This window comes from Streptomyces sp. NPDC043854 (assembly GCF_056436005.1).
Genome location: NZ_JBWKDK010000007.1, coordinates 216155 through 225673, shown reverse-complemented (window position 1 = coordinate 225673; position 9519 = coordinate 216155). Strand labels below are relative to the sequence as shown.

Annotated in this window: 11 protein-coding genes; 8 read left to right on the top strand and 3 right to left on the bottom strand. The window is 74.5% G+C overall.

The window, feature by feature from the left end:
• Nucleotides 1-149 precede the first annotated feature (149 nt).
• Nucleotides 150-407, top strand: coding sequence for a hypothetical protein (locus AC068A_RS10035; RefSeq protein WP_478583276.1), 258 nt, complete (start codon nt 150-152; stop codon nt 405-407).
• Between the two features lie 29 nt (nt 408-436).
• Here the strand turns inward: AC068A_RS10035 and AC068A_RS10030 are convergent, their stop codons facing one another.
• Nucleotides 437-1324 carry an NmrA/HSCARG family protein gene (locus tag AC068A_RS10030; protein WP_478583273.1) on the bottom strand — a complete coding sequence of 296 codons (888 nt, stop codon included), beginning with the start codon at nt 1322-1324 and terminating at the stop codon, nt 437-439.
• 263 nt (nt 1325-1587) lie between these two features.
• Here AC068A_RS10030 and AC068A_RS10025 point away from each other — a divergent pair, with 263 nt between their 5' ends.
• Nucleotides 1588-2109, top strand: coding sequence for a DM13 domain-containing protein (locus AC068A_RS10025; RefSeq protein ID WP_478583292.1), 522 nt, complete (start codon nt 1588-1590; stop codon nt 2107-2109).
• A 64-nt stretch (nt 2110-2173) separates the two neighbouring features.
• On the opposite strand, the gene AC068A_RS10020 is transcribed toward AC068A_RS10025, so the two are convergent.
• A complete protein-coding gene (locus AC068A_RS10020; protein WP_478583270.1) occupies nt 2174-2683 on the bottom strand; it encodes a hypothetical protein in 510 nt (169 codons plus the stop codon).
• A 310-nt stretch (nt 2684-2993) separates the two neighbouring features.
• On the opposite strand from AC068A_RS10020, the gene AC068A_RS10015 reads away from it, so the two are divergent.
• Nucleotides 2994-3416 carry an SAV_915 family protein gene (locus AC068A_RS10015; protein WP_478583267.1) on the top strand — a complete coding sequence of 141 codons (423 nt, stop codon included), beginning with the start codon at nt 2994-2996 and terminating at the stop codon, nt 3414-3416.
• A gap of 11 nt (nt 3417-3427) precedes the next feature.
• On the top strand, nt 3428-4762 hold the full coding sequence (gene lysA, locus AC068A_RS10010) for a diaminopimelate decarboxylase (protein ID WP_478583264.1): 1335 nt from the start codon (nt 3428-3430) through the stop codon (nt 4760-4762).
• A 170-nt stretch (nt 4763-4932) separates the two neighbouring features.
• Here the strand turns inward: lysA and AC068A_RS10005 are convergent, their stop codons facing one another.
• Nucleotides 4933-5544, bottom strand: coding sequence for a short chain dehydrogenase (locus AC068A_RS10005; protein ID WP_478583261.1), 612 nt, complete (start codon nt 5542-5544; stop codon nt 4933-4935).
• A 69-nt stretch (nt 5545-5613) separates the two neighbouring features.
• On the opposite strand from AC068A_RS10005, the gene AC068A_RS10000 reads away from it, so the two are divergent.
• The 4 genes from AC068A_RS10000 to AC068A_RS09985 all read left to right on the top strand — a co-directional run bounded on the left by AC068A_RS10000 (nt 5614) and on the right by AC068A_RS09985 (nt 9385).
• Nucleotides 5614-6525 carry a LysR family transcriptional regulator gene (locus AC068A_RS10000; RefSeq protein WP_478583258.1) on the top strand — a complete coding sequence of 304 codons (912 nt, stop codon included), beginning with the start codon at nt 5614-5616 and terminating at the stop codon, nt 6523-6525.
• Nucleotides 6526-6542: 17 nt separating this feature from the next.
• Entirely contained in the window at nt 6543-7163 is a 621-nt protein-coding gene (locus AC068A_RS09995) for an L-threonylcarbamoyladenylate synthase (protein ID WP_478583255.1), read from the top strand.
• 170 nt (nt 7164-7333) lie between these two features.
• Complete coding sequence (locus AC068A_RS09990; protein WP_385672537.1) at nt 7334-7561, top strand: DUF6296 family protein; 228 nt, start codon at nt 7334-7336, stop codon at nt 7559-7561.
• Nucleotides 7562-7960: 399 nt separating this feature from the next.
• Nucleotides 7961-9385 (top strand): L,D-transpeptidase, encoded by a 1425-nt coding sequence (locus tag AC068A_RS09985; RefSeq protein WP_478583251.1) that lies wholly within the window; start codon nt 7961-7963, stop codon nt 9383-9385.
• The last annotated feature ends 134 nt before the right edge of the window (nt 9386-9519 follow it).

The window sequence follows — 9519 nt, the reverse complement described above, 5'->3', positions numbered from 1 at the left end:
ACCACCGACTACCGGCCCGAGGTGTACACCGCCGAGGGCCTGGAGTGGATCGACCGGAACACCATGGTCACGGTGCTGCTGCGGCACCACCCCGAGCTCGCCCCCGCCCTGGACGGCGTCACCAACGCCTTCGCCCCCTGGAGGACCCTGTGACCGGGATTCCCGCACCACGGTCGGAGGCGCAGCCGCGCCAGTCGGCCGCGGACGGGCTGCGCGCCCACTCCGCCGCCCTGCTCGACCACGCGCGGCGGCTGCGTGCCGGGGCCGCCGCGCTCGATTGGAAGGGGCCGCAGGCCGAGGCCTTCCGGTGGCGGATCGAGGACCTGGCCGACCGGTGCACGGCGGCGGCGGGCGGCCTGGCCCGCTCCGCGGACCAGTTGGACGCGGCCGTCCGCGCCCGGCCCTGAGGCACCGGGCGGTCGGGGGAGGCGGGCGGTCAGGGGAGGCGGGCCGGCTCCGCCGGTACGGTCCACTCCTTGCCCGCCCAGTCGTCCAGGGTCCTCAGGTGCGGGCGGGCGGCGCGCAGGGCGGGCACATCGGCGAGGAAGCCGGTGGTGCCGAACCACTCGAACATCACGGCCATCTCCTCGCTGTGCGCCCGCACCTCCTCGACGGGCTGGGAGCGGAACCGTACGGGGCGGCCGGCGGCGCGGGCGAAGACCTCGGCCATCTGCGGGCCGGTCAGCCGGTCCCCGGCGATCTCCAGGGTGCGGCCGAGGTACGCGGCCGGGTCGTCGAAGACGTCCGCAGCGAACTCGCCGATGTCGTCGGGGTGGATCATCTGGAGCGCGGTGTGCGGGGCGAGCGCCAGCGACAGGACGAGTTCGCCGTCGGTCCACCGGGGGCCCATGCCCGTGAAGTTGGTGAGGAAGAAGGCCGGGCGGAGCACGGTGGCCGGCAGGCCGAGCTCCGCGATGTGCTGCTCGATCAGGCCCTTGCTCCGGAAGTGCGGCACGTCTCCGGGACGGTCGGCGCCGTCGACCGAGGTGTACACGAAGTGGGCGACACCGGCCCGGGCGGCGGCCTCCGCGACCGCCCTCCCCTGACGTACCTCGGCCTCGGCTCCGGCGGGCCCGGGCGCGGGCATCGGCTGGACGCTGAAGACGCCGTGCACGCCGCGCATGGCCGCTTCGAGGGAGGCGGTGTCGTCGAGGTCGCCGGCGACGAGGGTCGCGCCATGGGCCCGGAGGGCGCCCGCCTCGGGCCGGTCCGGGTCGCGGACCAGGGCGTGGACGTGCCGGCCGCGGGCGACGAGGGCGCGTACGGTGGCACCGCCCTGGCGGCCCGTGGCTCCGGTGACGAGGACGGTGCGGTGGTCTGACATGGCACGGCTCCTTGGGGACGCGGGCTCGTGGGCGGCCGTTCCGGCTGCCCTCCGGTGGGCAACAGCCTCCTCCCTCAAGGGCGGTTGAGGTCCAGCCGCTGTGACCGTGATCACCGGCTGGTCGCGGAGGCGGCGTGCCGCAGGGATTCCGCCGCCCCGCCCGCAGGGCGCAGGACCGGCCTCGCGGCGGGTCCGCATGTGAACATGGGCCTGCGGGGACAGAGCCATCGCGAGACGGTGAGGGAGCGGCAGTGGGCAAGGGAATGCGGCGCAGGTGGGTATGGGGCACTGTGCTGGCCGTGTGCGCCCTGGTGGTCGGCGCCGGGCTCTACTGGTTCGAGCCGTGGAAGCTCTGGCAGGACGACACCGTCAGCGAGGCGCTGCCGACCCCGTCGGCTCCGGCGTCCCCCGGTGCCTCCGCCGGAGCCGGGCCGCAGGTCCTCGCGCAGGGCACGCTGATCAGCCACGAGCACGCCACCACGGGCACGGTGAAGGTGCTGCGCCTCGCCGACGGGACCCGCAGCCTGCGGCTGGAGAACCTCGACACGAGCAACGGCCCGGACCTGCACGTGTGGCTGACCGATGCCCCGGTGAAGGAGGGCGTGGCCGGCTGGCGGGTCTTCGACGACGGCAAGTACGTCAGCCTCGGTCAGTTGAAGGGCAACAAGGGCGACCAGAACTACGCGATCCCCGCGGACGTCGACTTGGCCGAGTACACCAGTGTCAGCATCTGGTGCGACCGTTTCGACGTCTCCTTCGGGGCGGCCGCCCTCACCCGTTCCTGACCGGCCGGAGCCCTCGGCGGCCGGGCGTGCAGGACCGGATCGGCGCACAGGACCCGGTCTGCGCTCAGGTCAGCGCGGAGGCCTTGAAGACCGCGCGGGCCGTCTCGCGGTCGATCAGGCTGCAGAACTGCCGCAGCGGGACCAGGCCTTCGCCCAGGGTGCCGCTGGACACGCTCGCGCCGATGTCCTCGCCGACCCGGTACCACAGGGGCGGGTTGTCGGCGAAGACGCGCGGGTCGAGCTCGACGCTGCCGCCGTCGGTGTCCGTCAGGACGAGCCGCTCGGCGACGCCGTCGTGCCAGGCGACCGTCGCGAGCCGGTCGGTACGGACCTGCCGGCTCCGGATCAGCCCCCGGGTGGTCAGCAGGCCGGGAACGGCGCTGACGCGGGTCGGCCACAGGACCACGAGCAGCAGCAGGCCCAGCCAGATCCACACCACCGAGCGCCGCCAGCCGCTGTCGCCGGCCACCGCGTCGACCGTCAGCAGCACCGCCGGCAGCAGCACCGCAAAGCCGACCGCGGCCCGCACCTCCCCGCCCCAGGCACGGTTCTGGAGCCCAGCCGGTTCAGACATGGGATGTCCCCTCCTTACTTCCTTTACACGTCAATTAATTTCACACCCCACGCAACGGGGCACGGAAGGGCGGATATGCCGTCTGGCGGCGTCCTGGCGGGGAAAGGCCAAAGACTGACGCATTTCTTACCGAGCGGTTTGGCGGGCGTCAGAGCTGTGTATGAACACGGCCCGTCGGCGTCAAGGTCCCGTCAGGAGGAGGCCCGGACGGCACGCGGGCGGGCATAGCTTCGATGCCGCGCCCCGCCGCCGCGTCTCAGCGTCCGGGGCGCCTTCCGACCGTTCCACCACCGCGCCCCGGGGAGGGCCCATGTGTCTGTTCCGGCACGAAGACGATCCCGAGCCCGAAGAACGGATCCCGGCCGGGCTGCTGTACGTGCCCGTCCGGCCGGGAAGCTGCACGGAGGCGGTGATCCGGCTGTTCCGCACTCCGCTGGGCACGCGCACAGCCGTCGGGTTCACCAGCCCCACCCGGCTGACCGCCGTCCTCGGCGCTGGCCACCCGTACATCCGGCTGTCCGACGCCGCGCTGCGCCGGTTGTGCGAGCCGCTCGGGGCGGGCCTGGTCACCGTCGACCCGGCCCTGTCGGCGCCGCCGGTCGCCCCGGTCCCGGCCCGGGCCCCCGCCGACGCCCAGGCCACCGCCGACGCCCGGTCCGAGCCCGGGGCTCGCGCCGAGGCCCCCGGTCCGGGCCGGCACCCGGGCCCGCCCCCCGTCCGGACCGTCTGGTGAGGGGCGGAACGATGACCACAGCCGTACTGTCCGACCTCGCCGAGGGAGCCGACGACCTGTCGGTGTGGCCCGCATCCACGGCGCGCCTCCCGCGCGGCGGCCTCGCCGTCGGCGGGGTGTCGCTGGCGGAGATCGCCGACCGGTTCGACACCCCCGTCTACGTGCTGGACGAGGGCGAGGTGCGGACCCGCTGCCGGACCTACCGCGACGCCTTCCCGGACGCCGATGTGCTGTACGCGGCCAAGGCGTTCCTGTCACGGGCCATGGTGCGCTGGGTCGCCGAGGAGGGCCTCGGACTCGACGTGTGCTCGGCGGGCGAGCTCGAACTCGCCGTCACCGCCGGTTTCCCCGCGGACCGCATCGTCCTGCACGGCAACGCCAAGTCGCCGCGCGACATCGAGACGGCGCTGCGCCTCGGGGTGGGGCGGATCGCCATCGACAGCCCGTCGGAGATCGCGCGGCTGGCCGCCGCCGTGGGCCCGGGCGGGCACCAGAAGGTGATGCTCCGTATCGTGCCCGGTATTTCGGCCGGCGCCCACGAGAAGATCCGTACGGGAACGGACGGGCAGAAGTTCGGGCTGTCCCTCACCGACGGCTCGGCGCAGCACGCCGTCCCCCGGATCCTCGGCCTGCCGCAGCTCGAACTGACCGGCCTGCACTGCCACATCGGCTCGCAGATCACCGACGTCAAGCCGTACGTGTCCGCGCTGCGCAGGATGGTGGGCCTGATGGCCCGGATCCGCGACGCGCACGGCGTCGTCCTGCCCGAGCTGGACATGGGCGGCGGCCACGGCATCGCCTACCGCCCCGGAGAGCCCGCGCTCGACCTCACGGCGCTCGCCCGGCGGCTGCGCGCCGAGCTCACCGCGAGCTGTGCGGCGGCCGGGCTGCCCGTCCCACGGCTCGCGATCGAGCCCGGCCGGGCGGTGGCGGGGCCGGCGGGGGTGGCGGTCTACCGGGTCCTCGCGGTGAAGCGCACAGCCGGCCGGCTGTTCGTGGCCGTGGACGGCGGGATGAGCGACAACCCCCGGCCGGCCCTGTACGGGGTGCGGTACGCGCCCCGGCTGATCGGCCGCCGCTCGGGGGCCGACCCGTGCACGGCGACCGTGGTCGGCCGGCACTGCGAGGCGGGCGACGTCCTCGCCGCGGGGGTGGAGCTGCCCGGCGACGTCCGCCCCGGCGACCTGCTCGCCGTACCGGTCGCGGGGGCTTACCACCTGTCGATGGCCTCGGGCTACAACCTGGTCGGCCGGCCGCCGCTGGTCGCCGTCGGCGGCGGGACGGCCCGGCTGCTGATCCGCCGCGAGACGCTGGACGACCTGCGCAGCAGGGAGGTCGGCGACTAAGCGACGACTAAGCGGCCTCGGGGAAGTGGGGTGCGTTTCCGCGTCGTCCGGTGCGGTGCATCGGCGTGCTGCCGCATCGCCCTCGTACTGGACGTACTTGGGTGATGTGGCAGTGCGGCGAGGTGCCGTGCCGGGCGGCGCGGGGGCGTGCCCCACTTCCCCGAGGCCGCTTAGTGGCCCAGTTCCAGGATCCGGCCCGTCTCCACGCCCTCGATGCAGCGGATGTACGCCTGGGCCACCTCCGCCAGGTCGACCGGCGCGAAGCCGGGGAAGTGGCCGGCGTACACGTCGAGGGCCTCGGTGACCACGGTGGGGCTGACGGCGTTGACGCGCTGCGGGGCGATCTCCACCGCCGCCGCGCGGACGAACGCCTCGACGGCGCCGTTGGCCATGGAGGCCGCCGAGCCGGTCACGATGGGGCTGCGCGCCAGGACTCCGGTGATCAGGGTGAAGGAGCCGCGCGGCGCGATCCGGCCGATTCCCTGGCGGACCAGCTCCAGCTGGCTCTGCACCTTTCCGCGGAATGCCGCCGTCCAGTCCTCCGGGGTCATGTCGGCGACCGGCTTGAACGGGACCGAGCCGGCGGCGCTCGCCACCGCGTCGAGCTGCCCGCCCTCGCCGGCGGCGTCGTACAGGGCGGCGATCTGCGCCGGGTCGGTGACGTCGAAGCGGAGGTCGCCGCTGGAGCGTCCGGCGGTCACCACCTCGTGGCCGCGGGCGGTCAGGGACTGGTGCACTGCGGTGCCGAGCTTGCCGCCCGCACCGATGAGAAGGATTCGCATGCCTCGACGCTAGGCGAACGGGCCGTGACCGGGGAAATACCTTCTGTGCAGCATTTATGCTCGCTGGTTGTGAATGTGGACCTGAGGCATCTGCGGACCCTTGCGGCAATCGGCGACGAGGGCACCATCACGGGCGCCGCGGCCGTCCTGCACATCAGCCAGCCGGCCGTGTCCCGCACCCTCGACCAGCTGGAGCAGCGTCTCGGCACCCGCCTGGTCGAGCGCACCACGCGCAGCCTCTCCCTCACCCCGGCGGGCCGGCGGCTGTGGGAGCACGCCCACCGCATCCTCACGCAGCTCGACGACGCCCTCGCCGAGGCCGCCGCCGGGCCGGAGCCGCGGCCGCTGCGCGTCGGCTTCGCCTGGGCCGCCCTCGGCGCGCACACCGTGGCACTGCTGCGCGACTGGCGCCGCGAGCACCCGGATGCCGCGGTCCAGGTGCACCGGCTGCCCGACCCGGTGGCGGCCCTGCGCCGGGGCGACATCGACGCCGCGTTCGTCCGCACCCTGCCCGAGGGGGACGGGGCCGACGGGCTGTCCGCCCTCGCGCTGTACAGCGAGCCGCGCGTGGCGGCCCTGTGCGAGGACGATCCGCTGGCCGGCCGCGGCGAGGTGGCTCTGGCCGACCTCGTCGACCGTACCGTCGTCCACTGTGCGACGGCCGCCACGACCAGCTCCGCGCTGTGGCCGGAAGGCCGCCGGCCCGAGGCCACCCTGGAGGTCGCCAACGTCGATGAATGGCTCACCGCCATCGCGACGGGCGAGGCCGTCGGCGTCACCGCGGAGGCCACCCGGCACAGCCACCCCTACCCCGGCGTCCGCTTCCTGCCGATCACCGGGATCGACCCGGTGACGGTCCACTTCCTCGCGCCGACCGTGCCGGCCCACCCGGCGACGGCGGCCTTCCGCCGCCACGCCCGGCGCGCGCTGTCCCCCGCAGCGGTGGCCGCGGGCTCCTCGGCGTCCGCGGCGGCATCCTGATCGCGTACGCTCGGCAGATGGCGAAGTACTTCGACGTACACCCGGACAACCCGCAGCACCGCACCATCAGCGGCGTCGCCGACAGCCTCCGCTCCGGAGCGCTCGTCGCGTATCCGACCGACTCCTGCTACGCGCTGGGCTGCCAGATGGGCAACCGCGACGGCCTCGCCCGGATCCGGTCCATCCGCAACCTCGACGACCGCCACCACTTCACGCTGGTGTGCCAGAACTTCGCGCAGCTGGGCCAGCTCGTCACCATCGGCAACGACGTGTTCCGCGCCATTAAGGCGGCCACGCCCGGCAGTTACACCTTCATCCTGCCGGCGACGCGGGAGGTGCCGCGCCAGCTCCTGCACCCCCGCAAGAAGACGGTCGGGGTCCGGATCCCCGACCACACCGTCACCCAGGCCCTCCTCGCCGAGCTCGGCGAACCGCTGGTGTCGAGCACTCTGCTCCTGCCCGACGAGGGCGAACCCCTGACCCAGGGCTGGGAGATCAAGGAACGGCTCGACCACGTGGTGGACATCGTGGTCGACTCGGGCGACTGCGGCACCGAGCCGACCACGGTCGTCGACTTCTCCGGCGGGGCGGCCGAGATCGTCCGCGTGGGCGCGGGCGACACCACCCGATTCGAATGACGCCGCCCCGCCGCCCCTGAGACGCCCCGGCCGCCCCGGCCGGCCCTGACGCCCCGGCCGTCCCGGCCGCGCCTGATCGACTTCCCGGCCGGGGTGCGATGCACCCGGCGGGGGCTGCGCGCATCATGGAGGGAAAGGACGCTCCGCTCGCTCGGCGAAGGAGGGCGCGGATGAGTTCCCAGCGGTATGAGCTGGTGTTTTCCGAGGGGCCGGGCTCGGGCGAGGACACCGTGGTCGTGACGCCCACCGGCCTGGCGGGGCCGGGCGGGCACCCGGTCTACGAGGACGCGACCGGCATCGTACGGGCCGAGATCAGCGACCGCGGCGAGGTGCGCGTCCTGGCCACGGGCGGCGGCCAGAACCCGGTCCGCGTGGTCCGGGTCCGGGCACTGCCCTGATCTCCCGTGCGGAGGGCGCGGATTCGGTCAACCTTCGCCGGGGGCGTGGCCGACGCCGGGTTTCAGCGGCCGCGGAGGGCCGGCTGTTCGGCACGTGTGTCGCCGACCCGGCGGAGGTGCCCGCCGGGTCGGCGGCAAGTGCCCTCCGGCCGCCGGATGTTGCTCCGTACGAGTTCTCTTGTACGCCCGTTCGGTCGCACCCGCCGAGTACATGATCATTATTTCGGCCCGCACTCGCTTTCATGCTGCCATCCGGTCATGGGCGATCTGGGAGGCCGCGTCCCGATGTCATCGACGCACCGCGCACCGCACGCACCACAGGCAGCGCATAAACCACATCCACCACACGCGCAACAGGCGCGGCGGGGACGGCACGCCCTGCGGAACACATCGTGGAGCGTGGCGGCCGCCGTGACCGGCGGCGCCCTCGTCATCGCCATGGTGCCCGGCAGCGTGCCCCGGGCGGACGGCAAGGGACAGGGCTTCGGCAGCGCGGACGCCTCGGTGACCCTCCTGGTCGGGCGGGCCCTGCGGGAGGACGGCCGCGCCGCCCACTGCGGGACCGGGGCGGCCGGCTTCGGGCCGTGCACCGGCTGGCGGCAGGAGCGGGTCCGGGCCACCGCCTACGGTGCAGGGGCGGTGCTCCAGGACACCGCCGGGCGCGGCGGCGCCGCCGGGGCGCGGACGGTCGTCCTGCCCACGGACGCGCGCGGCCCGCTGGAGATCGGGCTGGCCGGCCCGGGGCAGCTCATCGACATCACCGTCCAGGACGGGCACGGGCGTTACGTGGGCGGCGCGCTCGAGCCGAAGGGACGGCGCTGGGCCAACACCGAGTCCCTGCGGGCCGGCGAGCGGTACACGGTCCACGTGGCAGCCCAGGACGCGGCGGGGACCCCGGTCGGGGTCACCATGGCCTTCCGGACCGCGCCTCCCTCGGACGGCGACCGGATCACCGCGGAGCTGGGGCCGGGGCCGGGCACGTACGGGGCGGGGCAGATCGTGACGGCCGCGCTGAGCCGCCCGGTTCCCGCGGCCGACCGGGAGGCCCGGATCCGGGTCGAGCGGGCGCTCGAGGTGACCTCGGAGCCGGCGGTCGAGGGCTCCTGGTACTGGGTGGACGACTCGACCCTGCACTACCGGCCGCGTACGTACTGGCCGGCGCACGCAGTGGTGCGGGTGCGCAGCGGGCTCGACGGGGTCGAGGTCGGCGACCACGGGCACGGCGGCCCTTCGGAGTCCGTGGAGTTCACCGTCGGGGACCGGATCGAGGCGGTCACCGACTCCGCCGCCCACGAGATGACCGTACGTCGCAACGGCCGGGTCCTGCGGACGATCCCGGTCACCACGGGCAAGGCGGGGTTCCTGACCCGCAGCGGCATCAAGGTCGTCCTCGGCAAGGAGGAACAGGTCCGCATGCGGGGGGACACGGTCGGCATCCGGCGCGGCACGAAGGAGTTCTACGACCTGCCCGTCCGCTATGCGACGCGGGTGACGTGGAGCGGGGAGTACGTGCACGCGGCGCCCTGGTCGGTGGAGGCGCAGGGCGAGGCGAACGTCAGCCACGGCTGTACGGGCATGAGCACCGAGAACGCGGCCTGGTTCTTCAAGACGGTACGGGTGGGGGACCTCGTCGAGGTGGTGAACAGCGGCGGGGAGCCGATGGCCCCGTTCGCCAACGGCTTCGGCGACTGGAACCTCGACTGGTCGGACTGGCTGAAGGGCAGCGCCCTGGCATCCGCCCCCGGACAGGCCCCGGCGGCACCGGCCGTGCCGGCGTCCCCGGTGTCGGGGCGCAGCCCGTCCCGGCTGCACCCGATGACGTGATCCGCCGCCGCCGTGGTCGGGAAGTGGGGGGGGAGAGGGGGGGGGGGGGGGGGGGGGGGGGGGGGGGGGGGGGGGGGGGGGGGGGGGGGGGGGGGGGGGGGGGGAGGGGGGGGGGGGGGGGGGGGGGTGTGTGG

What these genes read in the sequence shown, in the direction of transcription:
- AC068A_RS09990 (WP_385672537.1), top strand. Translation starts at nt 7,334, where the DNA reads ATGAGTTCCCAGCGGTATGAGCTGGTGTTTTCCGAGGGGCCGGGCTCG.
- AC068A_RS10030 (WP_478583273.1), bottom strand. Translation starts at nt 1,324, where the DNA reads ATGTCAGACCACCGCACCGTCCTCGTCACCGGAGCCACGGGCCGCCAG.
- AC068A_RS10015 (WP_478583267.1), top strand. Translation starts at nt 2,994, where the DNA reads ATGTGTCTGTTCCGGCACGAAGACGATCCCGAGCCCGAAGAACGGATC.
- AC068A_RS10025 (WP_478583292.1), top strand. Translation starts at nt 1,588, where the DNA reads ATGCGGCGCAGGTGGGTATGGGGCACTGTGCTGGCCGTGTGCGCCCTG.
- AC068A_RS09995 (WP_478583255.1), top strand. Translation starts at nt 6,543, where the DNA reads ATGGCGAAGTACTTCGACGTACACCCGGACAACCCGCAGCACCGCACC.
- lysA (WP_478583264.1), top strand. Translation starts at nt 3,428, where the DNA reads ATGACCACAGCCGTACTGTCCGACCTCGCCGAGGGAGCCGACGACCTG.
- AC068A_RS10020 (WP_478583270.1), bottom strand. Translation starts at nt 2,683, where the DNA reads ATGTCTGAACCGGCTGGGCTCCAGAACCGTGCCTGGGGCGGGGAGGTG.
- AC068A_RS10005 (WP_478583261.1), bottom strand. Translation starts at nt 5,544, where the DNA reads ATGCGAATCCTTCTCATCGGTGCGGGCGGCAAGCTCGGCACCGCAGTG.